Annotated in this window: 19 protein-coding genes; 17 read left to right on the top strand and 2 right to left on the bottom strand. The window is 45.7% G+C overall.

Features of this window, described 5'->3' with window-relative positions; translation table 11 throughout:
- Nucleotides 1-28 precede the first annotated feature (28 nt).
- The 13 genes from rpmF to ptsG all read left to right on the top strand — a co-directional run bounded on the left by rpmF (nucleotide 29) and on the right by ptsG (nucleotide 11968).
- The gene (rpmF, locus tag ACQEXR_RS04065) at nucleotides 29-199 is read left to right on the top strand and encodes a 50S ribosomal protein L32 (protein WP_004414666.1); all 171 of its coding nucleotides are present in this window, start codon (nucleotides 29-31) and stop codon (nucleotides 197-199) included.
- 9 nt (nucleotides 200-208) lie between these two features.
- Nucleotides 209-1234, top strand: coding sequence for a phosphate acyltransferase PlsX (plsX, locus tag ACQEXR_RS04060; RefSeq protein WP_138970791.1), 1026 nt, complete (start codon nucleotides 209-211; stop codon nucleotides 1232-1234).
- A gap of 5 nt (nucleotides 1235-1239) precedes the next feature.
- The gene (locus ACQEXR_RS04055) at nucleotides 1240-2190 is read left to right on the top strand and encodes a beta-ketoacyl-ACP synthase III (protein WP_138970792.1); all 951 of its coding nucleotides are present in this window, start codon (nucleotides 1240-1242) and stop codon (nucleotides 2188-2190) included.
- Between the two features lie 66 nt (nucleotides 2191-2256).
- Nucleotides 2257-3180, top strand: coding sequence for an ACP S-malonyltransferase (fabD, locus tag ACQEXR_RS04050; protein WP_269376033.1), 924 nt, complete (start codon nucleotides 2257-2259; stop codon nucleotides 3178-3180).
- 27 nt (nucleotides 3181-3207) lie between these two features.
- Nucleotides 3208-3942, top strand: a complete 735-nt coding sequence (fabG, locus tag ACQEXR_RS04045; protein ID WP_331418293.1) for a 3-oxoacyl-ACP reductase FabG — start codon at nucleotides 3208-3210, stop codon at nucleotides 3940-3942.
- Nucleotides 3943-4248: 306 nt separating this feature from the next.
- Nucleotides 4249-4482, top strand: coding sequence for an acyl carrier protein (gene acpP / locus ACQEXR_RS04040; RefSeq protein ID WP_004406112.1), 234 nt, complete (start codon nucleotides 4249-4251; stop codon nucleotides 4480-4482).
- Nucleotides 4483-4572: 90 nt separating this feature from the next.
- Complete coding sequence (gene fabF / locus ACQEXR_RS04035; protein ID WP_427019789.1) at nucleotides 4573-5814, top strand: beta-ketoacyl-ACP synthase II; 1242 nt, start codon at nucleotides 4573-4575, stop codon at nucleotides 5812-5814.
- Between the two features lie 112 nt (nucleotides 5815-5926).
- Nucleotides 5927-6730: an aminodeoxychorismate lyase gene (gene pabC, locus ACQEXR_RS04030; protein ID WP_427019788.1), complete on the top strand. Its 804-nt coding sequence runs from the start codon at nucleotides 5927-5929 to the stop codon at nucleotides 6728-6730.
- The gene (gene mltG / locus ACQEXR_RS04025) at nucleotides 6727-7743 is read left to right on the top strand and encodes an endolytic transglycosylase MltG (RefSeq protein WP_427019787.1); all 1017 of its coding nucleotides are present in this window, start codon (nucleotides 6727-6729) and stop codon (nucleotides 7741-7743) included. Before pabC ends, mltG begins: the two co-directional genes overlap by 4 nt.
- On the top strand, nucleotides 7740-8369 hold the full coding sequence (tmk, locus tag ACQEXR_RS04020) for a dTMP kinase (protein ID WP_138970798.1): 630 nt from the start codon (nucleotides 7740-7742) through the stop codon (nucleotides 8367-8369). Before mltG ends, tmk begins: the two co-directional genes overlap by 4 nt.
- A 3-nt stretch (nucleotides 8370-8372) precedes the next feature.
- Nucleotides 8373-9335: a DNA polymerase III subunit delta' gene (holB, locus tag ACQEXR_RS04015; RefSeq protein ID WP_427019786.1), complete on the top strand. Its 963-nt coding sequence runs from the start codon at nucleotides 8373-8375 to the stop codon at nucleotides 9333-9335.
- Nucleotides 9326-10093, top strand: a complete 768-nt coding sequence (locus ACQEXR_RS04010) for a TatD family hydrolase (protein ID WP_138970800.1) — start codon at nucleotides 9326-9328, stop codon at nucleotides 10091-10093. Before holB ends, ACQEXR_RS04010 begins: the two co-directional genes overlap by 10 nt.
- 444 nt (nucleotides 10094-10537) lie before the next feature.
- Complete coding sequence (gene ptsG / locus ACQEXR_RS04005) at nucleotides 10538-11968, top strand: PTS glucose transporter subunit IIBC (protein ID WP_269376026.1); 1431 nt, start codon at nucleotides 10538-10540, stop codon at nucleotides 11966-11968.
- A 77-nt stretch (nucleotides 11969-12045) separates the two neighbouring features.
- Here the strand turns inward: ptsG and ACQEXR_RS04000 are convergent, their stop codons facing one another.
- The gene (locus ACQEXR_RS04000; RefSeq protein WP_138970802.1) at nucleotides 12046-12633 is read right to left on the bottom strand and encodes an outer membrane protein; all 588 of its coding nucleotides are present in this window, start codon (nucleotides 12631-12633) and stop codon (nucleotides 12046-12048) included.
- Between the two features lie 132 nt (nucleotides 12634-12765).
- Here ACQEXR_RS04000 and ACQEXR_RS03995 point away from each other — a divergent pair, with 132 nt between their 5' ends.
- Nucleotides 12766-12858 carry a YnhF family membrane protein gene (locus tag ACQEXR_RS03995; RefSeq protein WP_138970803.1) on the top strand — a complete coding sequence of 31 codons (93 nt, stop codon included), beginning with the start codon at nucleotides 12766-12768 and terminating at the stop codon, nucleotides 12856-12858.
- A 7-nt stretch (nucleotides 12859-12865) separates the two neighbouring features.
- Complete coding sequence (locus tag ACQEXR_RS03990) at nucleotides 12866-14014, top strand: patatin-like phospholipase family protein (RefSeq protein WP_427019785.1); 1149 nt, start codon at nucleotides 12866-12868, stop codon at nucleotides 14012-14014.
- Nucleotides 14015-14057: 43 nt separating this feature from the next.
- Here the strand turns inward: ACQEXR_RS03990 and pyk are convergent, their stop codons facing one another.
- The gene (gene pyk / locus ACQEXR_RS03985; protein ID WP_138970805.1) at nucleotides 14058-15500 is read right to left on the bottom strand and encodes a pyruvate kinase; all 1443 of its coding nucleotides are present in this window, start codon (nucleotides 15498-15500) and stop codon (nucleotides 14058-14060) included.
- 339 nt (nucleotides 15501-15839) lie between these two features.
- Between pyk and mlc the strand changes: the two genes are divergently transcribed.
- Together mlc and ACQEXR_RS03975 are read left to right on the top strand one after the other, a co-directional pair.
- Nucleotides 15840-17057 carry a sugar metabolism global transcriptional regulator Mlc gene (gene mlc, locus ACQEXR_RS03980; RefSeq protein ID WP_269376020.1) on the top strand — a complete coding sequence of 406 codons (1218 nt, stop codon included), beginning with the start codon at nucleotides 15840-15842 and terminating at the stop codon, nucleotides 17055-17057.
- A gap of 129 nt (nucleotides 17058-17186) precedes the next feature.
- Complete coding sequence (locus ACQEXR_RS03975) at nucleotides 17187-18134, top strand: chemotaxis protein CheV (RefSeq protein WP_138970807.1); 948 nt, start codon at nucleotides 17187-17189, stop codon at nucleotides 18132-18134.
- Nucleotides 18135-18144 lie beyond the last annotated feature (10 nt).

Genomic DNA, 18144 nt, shown 5'->3' with positions numbered 1-18144 from the left:
TTTAAGAACTTACATAGGAGTAGGGTCAATGGCCGTACAAAAGAGCAAGAAATCACGTTCAATGCGTGGCATGCGTCGTTCACACGATGCACTAACTACAGCAGCACTTTCTGTAGACGCAACTTCAGGTGAAACTCACCTACGCCACAACGTAACTGCTGAAGGTTACTACCGTGGCAAAAAGGTTATCAACAAGTAAGGTTGACCTTTGCAAAATATAACCGTTGCACTTGATGCAATGGGCGGGGATTTCGGTCCTCGCGTCACAGTGCCTGCCGCCGTGCAGGCACTGTCGCATTTCCCAGAGCTAAAAGTGATCCTTATTGGTGATCAAACCGCGATCACGTCTCAATTATCTTCTCTTGGTTATAAACAGGATACGCGTTTGAGTATCCAGCATACTGACCGAGTGATCTCCAACTCAGAAAAACCTTCTCTTGCACTTAGAAATAGCCACGGCACGTCGATGGCCACTGCAATTGAATTGGTCGCTGAAAATCAAGCAGACGCTTGCGTAAGTTGTGGTAACACGGGCGCTTTGATGGCACTGTCTCGTTTCAAGTTGAAATTGTTACCTGGAATCGAAAGGCCTGCTCTTATCTCTGCGTTACCTACCGCCTCCGGGGGACGAACCTGGATGCTCGATTTAGGGGCGAATGTATCAAGTGATGCCGATTCACTGTTTCAATTCGCTGTCATGGGTAGCGCTCTGGCCGAGCAATATTTGCAGCGAGCGCCTCGTGTCGCGATTCTCAATATCGGCGCCGAGGAAATTAAAGGTAATGACCTTGTAAAGCGTTGCGCGGAGATGCTCGCTCAGACTCATTCGGTTAATTTTGTTGGTTACATTGAAGGTAACCAGCTATTACACGATGCCGCAGATGTTGTTGTTTGTGATGGTTTCGTGGGCAATGTTTGTCTTAAAGCCTGTGAAGGCACAGCTCAGCTATTTATTGATAAGTTAAAATCGAGCATGATGACCTCATCTCTAAAGGGTTGGATTGCAAGAAAATTATTTTCTGGCTTATTTAATGAGCTAAAAACATTGAACCCCGACCAGTATAACGGCGCAAGTTTGCTAGGATTGCGCGGCATTGTCATAAAAAGCCACGGAAGTGCTGACGTAGACGCAGTCATCAACGCGATTGGTGAAGCACTGCATGAGGTCAAACGACAAGTACCCAGCCGTATTAGCGATCGTTTGGAAGCGGTTTTACTCGAGAGGCATTATTAGTCTTCATGTATAGCAAAATTTTAGGTACTGGCAGCTACCTGCCATCTCAGGTGCGTACTAACGCAGACCTAGAGAAAATGGTAGATACTAGTGATGAGTGGATTGTTACTCGCACGGGTATTAAAGAACGTCGCATTGCTGCTGAGAACGAGACAGTTGCCGACATGGGTTATATCGCTGCGAAAAATGCGATTGAAATGGCAGGTATCGATAAAAACGATATTGACCTTATTATTGTCGCGACAACGAGTGGCAGCCATACCTTCCCATCGTCTGCATGTCAGGTTCAAGCCAAGCTTGAGATAAAAGGTTGTCCAGCATTTGACTTAGCAGCGGCATGTTCAGGTTTTGTATATGCTCTGTCTGTTGCGGATCAACATATCAAATCGGGCATGTGCAAAAATGTGCTGGTGATTGGTTCTGACGCACTTTCTAAAACTTGTGACCCGACAGACCGTTCAACCATTATTTTGTTTGGTGACGGTGCGGGTGCAGTCGTAGTAGGGCAGAGCGAAGAACCAGGCATTCTTTCGACTCACATTTATTCAGATGGTCGCTTTGGTGAGCTACTCAGCCTTGAAGTACCTGAACGTGGTAAAGACGCTGACAAGTGGTTACACATGGCAGGTAATGAAGTGTTCAAGGTTGCGGTGACTCAGCTTTCTAAGCTGGTTAAAGATACGCTTGCCGCGAATGACATGCACAAGTCTGAATTAGACTGGTTAGTTCCACATCAGGCGAACTATCGCATTATTTCTGCTACGGCCAAAAAGTTATCAATGTCACTGGATCAAGTGGTCATTACCCTAGATAGACACGGCAACACGTCGGCGGCGACGGTACCAACTGCGCTAGATGAAGCCGTACGTGATGGGCGTATCAAGCGTGGCCAGACACTGTTGCTTGAAGCATTCGGTGGCGGCTTCACATGGGGCTCGGCTTTAGTCAAATTCTAAGCCAGACGAAATTTATGATTAAGGTGCTTAGTCGCATCTTTCTTACTTTGTTTTAAGGAAAAGAAAATGAGCAAGTTTGCTATCGTATTTCCAGGTCAGGGTTCTCAAGCTGTAGGTATGCTCGCTGAACTTGGCGAACAGTATGACGTAGTTAAACAAACATTTGCTGAAGCGTCTGACGCTCTTGGCTACGACCTATGGGCATTGGTCCAAAATGGTCCTGCTGAAGATCTCAATCAAACGCACCGTACTCAGCCAGCATTGCTAGCTTCTTCTGTTGCTATCTGGCGTGTGTGGCAAGAGCTTGGCCTTGAGCAACCAGCTAACCTAGCGGGTCACAGCCTAGGTGAATACTCTGCGCTAGTTTGTGCGGGTGTTATTGACTTTAAACAAGCGATTAAGCTTGTTCAGCTTCGTGGTCAGCTAATGCAAGAAGCAGTGCCAGCTGGCACAGGTGCAATGTACGCAATCATTGGTTTAGACGATGATGCAATTGCGAAAGCGTGTGAAGAAGCAGCACAAGGTGACGTTGTATCACCAGTTAACTTTAACTCTCCAGGTCAGGTAGTCATCGCTGGTAGTAAAGATGCGGTAGAACGTGCAGGCGCACTTTGTAAAGAAGCGGGCGCTAAGCGTGCACTTCCTCTACCTGTATCAGTGCCTTCACACTGTGCATTAATGAAGCCTGCGGCTGACAAGCTAGCGGTTGCTCTTGAAGAGATCGAATTTAACGCACCTCAGTTCCCAGTGATTAACAACGTTGATGTCGCAGCAGAAACGGACCCAGCGAAAATCAAAGACGCACTGGTACGCCAGCTATACAGCCCAGTTCGTTGGACTGAAAGCGTGCAACTGATGAGTGAGCAAGGTGTTGAGACGCTATTGGAACTTGGCCCTGGTAAAGTTCTCACTGGCCTGACAAAACGCATTGTTAAGACGCTAGGCGGCGCAGCTGTGAATGATGTTGCATCTCTAGAAGCTGCTAAGTAATAAAGAATTTAAGGAATAACGAACATGATGAACCTAGAAGGCAAGATTGCTCTAGTAACTGGTGCTAGTCGTGGTATTGGTCGCGCTATCGCTGAACTGCTTGTTGAGCGCGGTGCAACCGTTATTGGTACAGCAACGTCTGAAAGTGGTGCTGCGGCGATCAGCGAGTACCTTGGTGAAAATGGTAAAGGTCTCGCACTAAACGTAACTGACGTTGAGTCAATTGAAGCAACGCTTAAGACTATTAACGACGAGTTCGGTGCAATCGACATTCTAGTGAACAACGCTGGTATCACTCGTGATAACCTACTAATGCGTATGAAAGACTCTGAGTGGGATGACATCATCGACACTAACCTAACGCCAATCTTCCGTATGTCTAAAGCGGTACTGCGCGGTATGATGAAGAAGCGTTCAGGTCGTATTATCAACGTAGGTTCTGTTGTTGGCACTATGGGTAATGCAGGTCAAGCAAACTACGCAGCGGCAAAGGCGGGTGTTATCGGTTTCACTAAATCGATGGCTCGTGAAGTGGCTTCACGCGGTGTAACGGTGAATACGGTTGCTCCAGGTTTCATTGAAACTGATATGACGAAAGCGCTAAACGATGAACAACGCGCAACCACACTGGCGAACGTTCCAGCTGGTCGTCTAGGTGATCCACGTGAGATTGCTTCAGCAGTAGTATTCCTTGCTTCTCCAGAAGCAGCTTACATTACTGGCGAAACTTTGCATGTAAATGGCGGCATGTACATGGTGTAAAACGCTTTCCTGGCAGAAAAGATGAACTTTTTCATTAATTTTCACTCAAATTTCTGCCAGCTAAGTGAATTTGCACGATTTGTCGTCAACTAGGCTACTTATTGTCATAAAAATAGCCTATAGTTTGTGGTTGATGACGAGAACATGCGCAAGATTTGTGCATGATTTAAGTCAAAAATGTATTGAATTTCGGTTAAAATCGCTAAAATTGTGGTTTGACCAGCAAGGTCCCTCTTGCAACTTTCAGTAGTTCGAATAAACTACGGAATCATCGCATTAGGCGAAATCTGTAAAGGAAAAGAAAAAATGAGCAACATCGAAGAACGCGTAAAGAAAATCATTGTTGAGCAGCTAGGTGTAGACGAAGCTGAAGTTAAAAACGAAGCTTCATTCGTTGACGATCTAGGTGCTGATTCTCTAGACACTGTTGAACTAGTAATGGCTCTAGAAGAAGAATTCGACACTGAGATTCCAGACGAAGAAGCTGAGAAAATCACTACTGTTCAAGCTGCAATCGACTACGTAAACAGCGCTCAGTAATATCTCTCCCAGGCGGCCTTCTGGCCGCCTGTGTTCTTTTTAACACTTCTATCCTTCCATAGAATCATTTCAATTCCGGAGAATAAAATCGTGTCCAAGCGTCGTGTTGTTGTCACTGGCATGGGTATGTTGTCACCGGTAGGCAACACCGTAGAATCATCTTGGAAAGCCTTGCTAGCTGGTCAAAGTGGTATTGTAAATATTGAACACTTTGATACCGAAAATTTCTCAACTCGCTTTGCGGGCCTAGTGAAAGACTTTGACTGTACTGAATACATGTCTAAGAAAGATGCGCGTAAAATGGATTTATTCATCCAGTACGGCATTGCAGCTGGTATCCAAGCTTTAGATGACTCTGGTTTACAAATCAACGAAGAAAATGCACCTCGTGTAGGCGTAGCGATTGGTTCAGGCATCGGTGGTCTAGATCTCATCGAAGCAGGCCATACTGCTCTTGTTGAAAAAGGCCCACGTAAAGTTAGCCCATTCTTCGTTCCATCAACCATCGTTAACATGGTTGCAGGTGACTTATCTATTATGCGTGGTCTTCGCGGTCCTAACATCGCGATCTCGACGGCGTGTACTACTGGCCTTCACAACATTGGTCATGCAGCTCGTATGATTGCATACGGTGATGCTGATGCAATGGTTGCTGGCGGTGCTGAAAAAGCGTCTACGCCACTCGGCATGGCAGGCTTTGGTGCAGCGAAAGCACTGTCAACTCGTAACGATGAGCCACAAAAAGCTTCTCGTCCTTGGGATAAAGACCGTGATGGTTTCGTTCTCGGTGACGGTGCAGGCATGATGGTGCTTGAAGAGTACGAACACGCCAAAGCGCGTGGTGCGAAGATTTATGCTGAGCTTGTTGGCTTTGGTATGTCTGGTGACGCTTACCACATGACTTCACCTAGTGAAGACGGTTCAGGTGGTGCGCTAGCAATGGAAGCCGCGATGCGTGATGCTGGTATTACTGGTGTTCAGGTAGGCTACGTTAACGCTCACGGTACATCAACTCCAGCAGGTGATGTGGCAGAAATCAAAGGCGTTAAGCGCGCTCTAGGTGAAGAGGGTGCTAAACAAGTTAAGGTGTCTTCAACGAAATCGATGACTGGTCACCTACTTGGTGCTGCGGGTTCGGTTGAAGCTATCATTACTGTAATGTCGCTTGTTGATCAGATTGTTCCACCAACAATCAACCTAGACAATCCAGAGGAAGGCCTAGATATCGATCTTGTTCCTCATACAGCTAAAGAAGTATCGATGGAGTATGCAATTTGTAACTCGTTCGGCTTTGGCGGTACTAACGGTTCGTTAGTCTTCAAAAAGATCTAATTAGACTTTTTCTGGTTTAAAACGGCTTAATGCTTTGGCATTAAGCCGTTTTGTTATTTAATAAGCCAAGATTTTCACGCGCTTCGATGCCAGACAAATATAAGGAAGTGACATGTTCTTGGTTAACGGCAGTCCCTCTGATTTTATCTCTTTAACCGATCGATCATTCCAATACGGCGATGGCTGTTTTACCACTATGCTGACAAGAAATGGTACCATTCAATACTGGTCATATCATAAAGATCGCATGAACGCTTGCTTGGACTTGTTACAAATCCCTCATCCTGATTGGCAGCAGGTAGAGCAGTGGTTGGACAGAGTGGTGAGATCAGATCATAGGGCTGGTATCAAACTCCATATTAGTCGTGGCGAAGGGGGCAGGGGATATAGCCCTACTCAAGTGGACTCACCAAATGTTACTATTAGCGACTTTATTTATCCGCCTCATTATGAACAATGGCTAGAGCAAGGATTGTCGCTCGGTATATGCACTACGCGGCTTGGACACAACCCACTATTGGCTGGGCATAAGCACAACAATCGTCTTGAACAGGTGCTACTGAAAGCCGAAATGGATGGCGCTCATTTACCTGATGGTATTGCACTCGATATCGATGATCATGTCATAGAAACTACCATGGCAAACGTGTTTTGGCTTCGCGGTAACCAGTTATGTACTCCTGATCTCTCTAAGTCGGGGGTTTCGGGTGTGATGAGACGGGTCATCTTGGAGTGGGCCAAGGCGAATGGCATCGCAATCGAAGTCGGCAACTTCGCTTTGACAGATCTGCTAGACGCCGACGAAGTATTTATCACCAACTCAATTCTTGGTGTTGCACCGGTAAACCAGATAGGTGAAAAGACGTTTGCAATAGGAACAATAACTAAACGAATTCAGGAGATGGTTAACTCGTGATTAAAAAAATCACTCTTTTTCTGCTATTGGTAGTCGCACTCGCTGCGGCTGGCTACTTCTATGTTGCCAAGCAGGTTCAACACTATGTGGATCAACCTATAAAGATCGAACAAGCCAAAATTTTCACGATTGAATCAGGAACGAGTTTTAATCGTGTTTTGGCTAATCTAACTAAAGCTGATTTGATAGAAACGAGCGATATGGTTCAGTTCGTACGCCGTTTTCATCCCGAACTCACCCAGCTTAGGGCAGGAACCTACCTTCTTGAGCCTGGCCTTGATCTTAAGCAAGTCTTGATGCAATTTAAACAAGGTAGAGAGCATCAGTTTGCGATCACTTTTGTCGAAGGTTCTACATTCAAAGAGTGGCGAGAAATTTTAGAAGTATCGCCATACTTAGAACACCAGTTAATGGGACTCAGTGAGGCCGAAATCGCGGAGTTAGTGGGTTTACCACATCAAAAGCTTGAGGGTTTGCTACTCGCAGAAACATACCACTACACATTTGGTGCGTCCGATCTTGATATTATCAAGCGAGCTGCGGCTAAGCTTCAGGCAGTGCTTGATGAGCACTGGGAAAAACGTCAGGCGAATTTACCCCTTAAAACATCGTACGAGGCTCTAATTCTTGCCTCTATTATAGAGAAAGAGACGGCTGTTGAATCGGAGCGTGAACGTGTTGCCGCAGTGTTTATAAATCGCCTCAATAAACGTATGCGACTACAAACGGATCCTACGGTTATCTATGGCATGGGAGACAAGTACGACGGCAATATTCGCAAAAAAGATCTGCGTACTCCGACACCTTATAACACCTATACCATTTTTGGATTGCCGCCAACACCGATCGCTATGCCTGGTGAGGCCTCCATCGCCGCTGCGTTGAATCCTGAAGATAGCAACTATCTTTATTTTGTCGCAAGCGGTAAGGGTGGTCACGTTTTCTCTAAAACATTGGCTGAACACAACCGCGCTGTTCAAGCGTATCTAAAACAATTAAGAAGTAACAAATGAAAAACGCAAAATTCATCGTTATCGAAGGCCTAGAAGGGGCTGGTAAAAGCACGGCGATTCAAGCTGTTCTAGAAACTCTCAAACAGGCGGGGATTGAGCGTATTCAGCAGACACGTGAGCCTGGTGGTACCGCATTGGCGGAAAAACTTCGTACCCTTGTGAAACAAGAGCACCAAGGTGAAGAGTTGCAGGACATGACGGAACTGCTATTGATGTATGCAGCCAGAGTTCAATTGGTTGAGAATGTGATAAAACCAGCCCTTGCTGATGGTGTCTGGGTGGTTGGTGACCGTCATGATATGTCTTCTCAAGCTTATCAAGGTGGTGGCCGTCAGATTCCTCATGAAACCATGCAGGCCCTTAAAAAAACTACCTTGGGAGATTTCAAACCCGACTTAACGCTTTATCTTGACCTCGATCCTCGTGTCGGCTTAGAACGTGCTCGAGGGCGCGGTGAGCTTGACCGCATTGAAAAAATGGACATGAGCTTTTTTGACAGAACACGCGAACGCTATTTGGAAATTGCTGATCAAGATGATTCTGTTGTGATTATCAATGCAGAGCAAGCTATTGCAAAGGTTGCTGCGGATATCTCTGCCGTGTTAAGTGATTGGGTGAACGCGTAGCCTATGAACCAACTTTATCCTTGGCTGGCTGACTTATGGCAGGAGTGGCAGGCAAATCTGCAAACTGACCGTTTTTCTAACGCGTCTCTTGTCGTCGCGCAACAAGGGATGGGTATCGAGCAACTAATCGAGCAGTTTAGTCGGGCTGTGATGTGTCAAAACTATCCCGCTGAGGCTTGTGGGTTTTGCCACTCATGTCAGTTGATGGAGTCTAAAAGCCACCCTGACTATCACATCATCCAGCCTGAAAAAGAGGGCAAGACGATCACTGTCGAGCAGATTCGCCAATGTAATCGACTCGCGCAGGAATCGTCACAGCTATCTGGGGCAAGGTTGTTTGTTATTTATCCTGTCGAAGCGATGAATGAGTCGGCGGCGAATGCCCTGCTTAAAACGTTAGAAGAGCCTTCTTCGAGCTGTATGTTCTTACTGGTAACACATCGTTCACATTCACTATTACCAACAATTACTAGCCGTTGTCAGCAGTGGCACTTGGCCGCTCCTGAATCTCAATCGGTTGCCAAATGGTTAAGCGAACAGTCGATTGGTGAAGTGCCTGCTTATGCTGCCCATATTAATGGTAATGCGCCTCTCGCGACATTGACGTTTGTTCAACAGGGTAAAGTGAGTCACTATCTTGAGCTCGAATCGCAGTTTCTTGCTCTATGCCGACAGCAAGGGGATGTTGTCAAATTGGCTAAAGATCTTGCTCAAGAGCCTAGCGAATCACTGAATTGGGTATGGTATCTGCTTGCAGATGCACAAAAGGTTCACTACGGTTTGCACACCTCGTCTTTTACACCTGGGGCTGCTCAAGTAGCACAGCTAGTGGACTATCAGAAGTTGTATACACAGACTGAGGAATTAATCAAACTCATAGAGCAGCTTAGACTACACTCTGGGTTAAATGCTGAGTTGCTTATTCTTGATTGGCTGTTCAAATTTAATGGGGACATATGTTCGTAGATTCTCACTGTCACTTAGACAAATTAGATTATCAAGAGCTACACAATGGTATAGAGGATGTGGTTGCTAAGGCGAAAGCGGCCAATGTGACTGATCTACTGTCTGTTGGTGTTACGCTTGACTCTTTTCCTAATATGATTGAGTTGATTGAACCATACGATAATGTCTATGCATCTTGTGGTGTTCATCCTCTCGATGTTGAAAGCGATTTCGCACTCGATCAACTTCATGAATATGCCTCTCACCCCAAAGTTGTGGCTATTGGTGAAACGGGTCTTGATTACCACTACCAGCCTGAGACCGCAGAACTTCAAAAGCTGCGCTTTGAGCAGCAAGTTGAGTTGGCGGTAAAGCTGAACAAGCCGCTCATTATCCACACTCGCAATGCACGTCAGGATACATTGAATATTTTGGCGAATGGCCATGCGGAAAAATGTGGTGGGGTTATTCATTGTTTCACTGAGGATCTTCCTTTCGCTCAAGCCGCAATGGAAATGGGTTTTTATATATCAATTTCTGGGATTGTGACCTTTCGCCAAGCCACCGAGCTGAAAGAAGTTGTGAAAGCTTTACCACTTGAAAGGCTGCTTATTGAGACCGACTCACCTTATTTAGCTCCCGTTCCTCATCGAGGTAAACAGAACCAACCAGCGTATGTAGTGGAGGTGGCTTCCTACATTGCACAGCTTAAAGGGTGTTCACTCGGTGAGGTTGGGCAAAAAACCAGCGAAAACTTCAGGAATCTTTTTTTGAGATAGAAAATGAGATTTGTACGAAAAAGGAGCGCAAGCTCCTTTTTTTTGTGTCCAAGATCACGTGCTACCGTTTTTTTAGCCTTGTTTACTAAATATGTTGAAGATGAGAACTAAAAATGTACGGGTTGTAATTTTGTTACATGAAATAACAACCGTATCTATTTTATTTACCCGTCGAAATTAATAAGTGGTATTAATTTTATCAATAAAAACAAGATGTTATTAAGATTAAATCCATTTCAAATCAGCTTTTGGATTGTGATCTATATATTAGTTTGAAACTAAATTTCGTAACTCGCTAGAAAGTTTGATTACCAACAATATATATTTAGAGGCAGAAAATATACTGTCATATGTGGTTACATTTTCTTTGGGTGCTAACATTTAAGGCTACGGGGGTGTGCCGTTAGAGCCCAATAATTCTTATAATTTTTCAGGAGCATAAACATGTTTAAGAACCTTTTTGCTAACCTGCAAAAAGTTGGTAAAGCTCTGATGCTACCAGTATCGGTGTTACCAGTTGCAGGTATTTTATTAGGTGTAGGCGCTGCCGACCTAGGCTTTATTCCAGATATCGTATCGAATTTGATGGAACAAGCGGGCGGTTCAGTATTTGGTCAAATGGCACTACTGTTTGCAGTAGGTGTGGCACTTGGCTTTACTAACAACGACGGTGTAGCTGGTCTTGCTGCAATCGTTGGTTACGGCATCATGACTGCAACACTAGGCGTAATGGCTGGTGTTATGGGTGTTGAGAAAATCGATACTGGTGTTCTTGGTGGTATCCTAGTAGGTGGTGTTGCTGCATGGGCATTCAACCGCTTCTTCAAGATCCAACTTCCAGAATACTTGGGTTTCTTCGCTGGTAAACGTGCTGTGCCAATCATCACTGGTTTTACTGCGATCGGTCTTGGTATCGTTCTTTCAGTTGTTTGGCCTCCAATCGGTGGTGCTATCGCATCATTCTCTGACTGGGCTGCTCACCAAAACCCACAAGTTGCATTCGGTATCTACGGTATCGTTGAGCGTTCACTAATCCCATTCGGTCTTCACCACGTATGGAACGTACCATTCTTCTTCGAAGCAGGTACTTGTGTTAACGCTGCTGGCGAAACTCAAAACGGCGTACTTACTTGTTACCTAGTGGCTGATGAGGCTTCTCGTGCGGCGGGCAATGGCTTCGGTCAGCTAGCGGGTGGTTACATGTTCAAGATGTTCGGTCTACCAGCTGCTGCTATCGCTATCGCTCACTCTGCTAAACCAGAGAACCGTGCGAAAGTAATGGGTATCATGGCTTCTGCTGCACTGACTTCATTCCTAACAGGTATCACTGAGCCAATCGAGTTCTCATTCCTATTCGTTGCTCCTGTGCTTTACGGAATTCACGCTCTACTAGCTGGTTCTGCGTACGTTGTTGCTAACACTCTAGGTTTTGTACACGGTACTTCATTCTCACACGGTCTAATCGACTTCCTAGTTCTTTCTGGTAACTCTCAGAAGATGGGTCTGATGGTTGCTGTAGGTCTAGTTTACGCTGCAATCTACTACGTGGTATTCCGCGCAGTTATCAAAGCGATGGATCTTAAGACTCCTGGTCGTGAAGATGAAACAGAAGAGACTTCAGTTGCTACTGGTTCTGACCTAGCTGGTGAACTTGTTGCTGCATTCGGCGGTAAAGCTAACATCACTGGTCTTGACGCATGTATCACTCGCCTACGTGTTGCCGTTGCAGACACAGCAGCTGTTGACCAAGACAAACTAAAACAGCTAGGCGCTGCAGGTGTTGTCGTTGTAGCAGGTGGTGTTCAGGCTATCTTCGGTACTAAGTCTGACAACCTGAAAACAGAAATGGATGAGTGGATTCGTAACCACGGTTAATCTATCCCCATACTGATTAAAAGGAGGCATTAGCCTCCTTTCTTATTTTCATGCTCTGAAGATGTATCGGTGTACGACTAAAAGCGCCAGCTAATCCCAAGATTTGCGGAGAATTGGTTCATCCAATCTGTTTGGAATTTAATCACGCAGGAGTCATTACTACTGTTGTTGAATTGGCATATTCCAGTGGTTTCGTTATCCACGACCGTTCCTAGCCAACGAATATGAGTGTTAAGCGCAAGTGAGTCCGACACTCGGTATTCAATTCCCGTAAAGATACTCGCTGAAAACCCTACTTCGTCTTTAACCCAATCTGCATTGATATACGATGCTCCAAGCCCGATACCCAAGTAAGCTGAGATTTTGTCCTCGACCGGATAGTAGATGCTGCTTTGCAGATGCAAGTAGTGGATGGATGAGTTGAGGTTGATGTTTTCCACTTCACTATTTTGCTGGCTGTAGAATAGCCCAATGCGACCGTTGTCAATATCACTTTCAATGGACAGGGCAAAGCTTGGTGAGCTGGTTAAGTCGAGCTTGTTCTGAGCTTGGTCTTCAACACTCCCTCCCGCGGTGTAGCCAATCCAAGGTGAAATGTGTATCTCAGCAAAGGCCACCGGACTGGTCACAAGTAACAGTATTGGCATGGTATGTTTGAGTTTCATTTATAGCCTCTTTCCCGATCAGTAATGCGTTAATTGTGACGCTAACATCATAATGCCACACAAAAAATACGTATTAATTGAAGATGGCTCACATAGATGTTATTACTTTGTTACACAATAAAGGAGGTGTCTATGCAACACGATCTGAAGTTTGCCCTAATCATTACAGTGACAGTATTTGCTGTTCTTCTCGGATTTGCTGTTACTGCTGTTATGACGGCGTAGCCATTCGATGAAAAACTGCGGTGTTATCACCAACGCTGCTGTACAACTCGATACTGAAAGGCTCAAAAAGTACACTGGCGGTAACAATGCCTTGGTTGCTCAGGGAGGCGGCCAAAGAGGGATTTTTACCTCTGGTGTTCTTGATGCATTTCTCCTTTCCAATTTTGATCCCTTTCACTCCTTTTATGGCACATCGGCTGGTGCATTGAACTTGTGCGCTTTCCTATGCCGCCAAAGAGGTATTGGCCGCTCGTTTATTCTCGACCTGACGACTGACTCTGAGTTTTTTCACCTGTTTCGTTATATTCGTCGTAAGCAGTATCTTGGTTTAGATTGGGCTTTGGATAAGATTAGCGACTATCCGTACCGGCTAGATATAGATTTAGGCCGAAGGGTACTCGCAAATCGGCATGCCTACGCCGCTGTAACCGATACTGAGCGTTTGTTTGACCACTACCTACCAATGTTGCAAGAAGATTGGAAAAAGGTGCTCATAGCCACGTGTGCGATTCCTCGCTTGTATCATCAACCAGTACAGTTTCCTCACGGCGAGTATGTCGATGGGGGTGTTTCTGCTTCGATACCCGTCCAGGAGGCGTGGCGCAGAGAGGCGCGTTGCATCGTTGTCATTCGGACTGAAGGTGATGATCTATTAGATAAGCCTCCTGTTGAGACTCAGCAATTGGAAAATATGTGGTTACGTGATTCGTTTAATCTCATTCATGGTCATTTTCAGGAAAGGTTTGGACGCTGGAAACACGATTGGCACCTGTTTTTCGCCGCGCAGGTTGAGCGTGCTAAGCGGGAAAAAATAGAGCATAAACATCTTGAATCACTAAATGGTGGACGTTGGCTATTTGGGGCGGATGATGTTTATCGACTTAGCCATTTGTTAGGGGACAAGTTTGATTCAGGCTTAGCGGATATGCTGATGGTGCACTACCAAACCTATTCGTTGACCCAAGAGTTTTTGCATTCGCCACCTGATGACTGTTTTGTTATCCAAATTAGGCCCGAACAAGCGCTGAAATCGAGTTCACTAATGAGTGAGAGAGAAGATCTGCTGCATGACTACCAGACGGGTTTAGACGCTGGATTTCGTTTTGTAGAAGCGTTTTCTCAGTGTACTGACAAACTTGCCGTCGTATGTAAATAAGGGAGCTGATACGCTCCCTTAACGGTTGCAGAGTGCTGACTTGTTATGCAGCTAAGATACGCATACAGTTGGTTGAACCAACTACGTCCATCACATCCCCCTGAGTAATAATCACTAGGTCACCATCGTCTAATAATCCACGTTGCTTCAAGGTGGCGACAGCGGCTTCGGCCGTGGCGAGCCCCGTCGCTGACTTATCATCAAAGAAGACAGGGAATACGCCGCGATAAAGCGCCGATAAATTAAGCGTACTTTCATTGCGTGAGAGAGCGAAGATTGGTAGCCCCGAGCTCAAGCGAGACATCATAAGCGCGGTACGACCGGATTCAGTCAGTGTCACAATGCCTTTGATTCCACGCATGTGGTTTGCTGCAAACATTGTTGACATCGCAATCGTCTCTTCCCCTGTCTCAAATACGGACTCCATTCGGTAGCTAGAACGGTTTACAGCGGACATTTTCTCTGCCCCTAAACAGACTTCTGCCATCGAGCGAACGGTTTCTAGTGGGTATTTGCCCGCAGCGGTTTCACCTGACAACATAACGGCATCGGTGCCGTCTAAGACCGCATTGGCTACGTCCATTACTTCGGCACGAGTCGGCATTGGGTTTTCCATCATCGACTCCATCATCTGCGTCGCCGTGATAACGGTTCGGTTGAGTGCTCGAGCTCTGCGGATAAGTTGTTTTTGAACACCCACAAGCTCTGGGTCACCAATTTCGACCCCTAAATCACCACGCGCAACCATCACCGCATCCGAAGCAATGATGATGTCGTCAATGTTAGCTTCACTCTCTACTGTTTCGGCACGTTCCACTTTGGCGACGAGACGGGTCTGTAGCCCTGCATCGGTCGCGAGTCTGCGGGCATACTTCATATCTTCCCCGTTGCGAGGAAATGAAACCGCAAGGTAGTCAACGTTAATTTCGGCTGCGAGCTTGATATCTTTCTTGTCCTTCTCTGTGAGCGCTTCAGCAGAGAGACCACCGCCTTTTTTGTTTATCCCTTTGTTGTTTGATAGCGGGCCACCAATAATAACTTTGGTACGGACTTCTGTACCGTTAACAGCAATGACCTGTAGCTGAACACGGCCATCGTCAAGCAGTAGAATGTCGCCTGTCGAGACATCGTTTGGTAGTTCTTTATAGTCAAGACCGACTGCATCCTTATTGCCTTCACCCGGAGGTAAGGCGCTGTCGAGAGTGAAAATATCGCCGATAGAGAGGGTGATTTTGCCTTCTTTAAATGTGGATACACGAATTTTTGGGCCTTGAAGGTCTCCCAGAATTGCGACATGAGTGCCCAGTTTTGCAGCGATGTTACGAACTCGTGTTGCTCGCTCACGATGATCGTCTGCGGTTCCGTGCGAGAAGTTCATCCGTACTACATTGACCCCAGCTTCGATAATTGCTTCCAGCATGCCGGGTTGATCGGTAGAAGGTCCTAGAGTAGAGACAATTTTTGTTCTTCTTTGGATTGCAGTCATTCGGATCTCCTTGGTTTGACTTTGCCGCGTACTCGTTAACGTGCGGCACCTGTGCTTTTTTCCGTACTTACGTCAGGTTAGCTATAAGTATATACCTGAGTAAAATCTGTGCTAATAAATCACATTACAATTCGATGTCGGTCTGTGAAAAGGTGATTGAAGAGATATTTATTAACGCAAAAAAATGCGAATCGATTTGTGATAAATCCTTCGCTATTTGATTAGGAACACAAAGAATCATGTTTATACGTGACACTTGTCACGGCAATCTATCAAAGCTCTTCACAATTACTTCGCAAAGTAAAAAAATTGTCGAGTTGTTGATATTTGGAGCACTCTATGTACATGGCTCAACCCGGCCATATTGATCATATCAAGCAGGTCAATGCTGGCCGCGTATATAAACTTATTGATCAAAAAGGACCTATTTCGCGGATTGACCTCTCCAAACAGAGTGAGCTGGCGCCAGCTAGCATTACCAAAATCACCCGAGAGCTCATCGAAGCGCATCTTATTCATGAAACCACAGTTCAAGAAGCGACCAGTCGTGGACGTCCTGCTGTTGGTTTGCAAGTCAACAATGAAGGTTGGCAGTTCCTATCTATGCGTCTTGGACGTGGCTACTTAACAATCGCTTTGCATGAGCTGGGTGGGGACGTTCTAATCGACACCAAAATCGATATCCATGAAGTGGACCAAGATGATGTTCTCGCTCGCTTACTTCATGAAATTGATGAGTTTTTTCAAACCTACTCAGAGCAGTTAGATCGCGTAACCAGTATCGCGATTACTTTGCCAGGTCTCGTTAACTCTGAGCAGGGGATAGTGTTGCAGATGCCGCACTACAATGTTGAGAATCTGCCGTTAGGGCCAGAAATATACAAGGCGACGGGGTTGCCAGTATTTATTGCCAACGATACGCGCGCATGGGCTTTAGCTGAGAAGCTGTTCGGTCATTCGCAAGATAATGAGAATTCGGTTCTGATCTCTATTCACCACGGCTTAGGTGCGGGGATTGTGCTGGATGGACGCGTACTGCAAGGGCGTCATGGCAATATTGGTGAACTCGGTCATATCCAAATCGATCCCAATGGCAAGTTATGTCATTGTGGAAACCGTGGGTGTCTAGAAACGGTTGCCAGTTCTCAGGCAATTAGGGGGGAGGTGACCCAGCGTATCGCTCAGGGCGAAGCTTCTTCCCTGTCGGAAATAGAAGAGATCACCGTAGAAGATATCTGTGAAGCGGCTGAAAATGGCGACCCGCTCGCTGTTGATGTGATTGAAAAACTTGGCCGTTACCTTGGCTCTGCGATTGCAATTGTGATTAACCTCTTCAACCCAGAAAAGGTGTTGATTGGTGGGGTGATTAACCAAGCGAAAGAAGTACTTTACCCTGCGATTCAAACTTGTATTGAAGAGCAAAGCTTACCCGTGTATCACCAAGACTTAGAGCTCGTAGAGTCACGTTTCTATAAGCAGGCGACGATGCCAGGAGCGGCATTAATCAAGCAAGCTCTTTATGATGGTCTATTGTTGATGAAGGTTATCGAAGGATAGTAGTTTCTGAGCTGTAGTTCCTTTATCTTTCTAGTAAACCCATATAATCTTGAATGATATATGGGTTTATTTTTATGTTAGTCTTGCTATAGACTACTTTTGTTATATACACATCGGTCGAGAAGTAGTATGTCTGGAGTTTTAAATACCGTTGATCAGCGAACTAATCTAGTGGGTGAAAACCGCCTAGAGCTTCTGTTGTTTAGCTTGAATAGCAGGCAGGTTTTCGCCATCAACGTATTCAAAGTACGTGAAGTGATCAAGGTTCCACCGTTGACCAAAATGCCCGGTTCGCATCACCATATCACCGGCGTTGCTTCTCTTCGTGGTGTCTCCGTTCCTGTTATTGATTTGCGTGCCGCAATTGGTTTTCCTCCATCTCGTCTAGAGAATCAAGAAGAAAATCTGATCATCACGGAATATAACCGAACCATACAAGGGTTTTTGGTTGGTCAGGTGCGCAACATCGTTAATACCGCATGGACGGAAATTCAGCCTCCGCCAAAAACCGCAGGACGAGCAAACTACTTAACGGCGATCACGCATGTTAAAGGTGGTGACAATCTAGATATCGTTGAAATCATCGATGTCGAGAAGGTGCTGGCTGAGATTATTGACTATGACATTTCTATCTCGGAAGGGGTTCTTGATCACGATTTGGTGACCGAGATGGTTGGTCGCAACGTTCTGATTGTTGATGATTCTTCGACAGCACGTACTCAAGTGCGTGGTACTTTGTCACAGCTTGGCCTGAATATTATTGAATGTCGCGATGGCTTAGAAGCGCTCAATTTACTTAAGTCGTGGTGCGACGAAGGTAAGAACGTCGTTGAAGACCTGTTGTTGATGATCACAGATGCCGAAATGCCAGAAATGGATGGCTATAAGCTGACTCATGAAGTTCGTAGTGATCCCCGAATGAAAGATCTTTTTGTCACACTCAATACTTCTCTCAGTGGCAGTTTTAATGATGCCATGGTGAAAAAGGTAGGCTGTGACCGTTTTATTTCTAAGTTCCAGCCGGACTTATTGGTTCAAGTGGCGCAAGATCGTCTGCGCGATGTATTGAATAAATAGAGACTATCGA

This window comes from Vibrio sp. TRT 2004, assembly GCF_050113735.1.
GTDB lineage: Bacteria > Pseudomonadota > Gammaproteobacteria > Enterobacterales > Vibrionaceae > Vibrio.
Note: the sequence above shows the minus strand (reverse complement) of the source record. Positions and strands in the feature narration are given on the sequence as shown.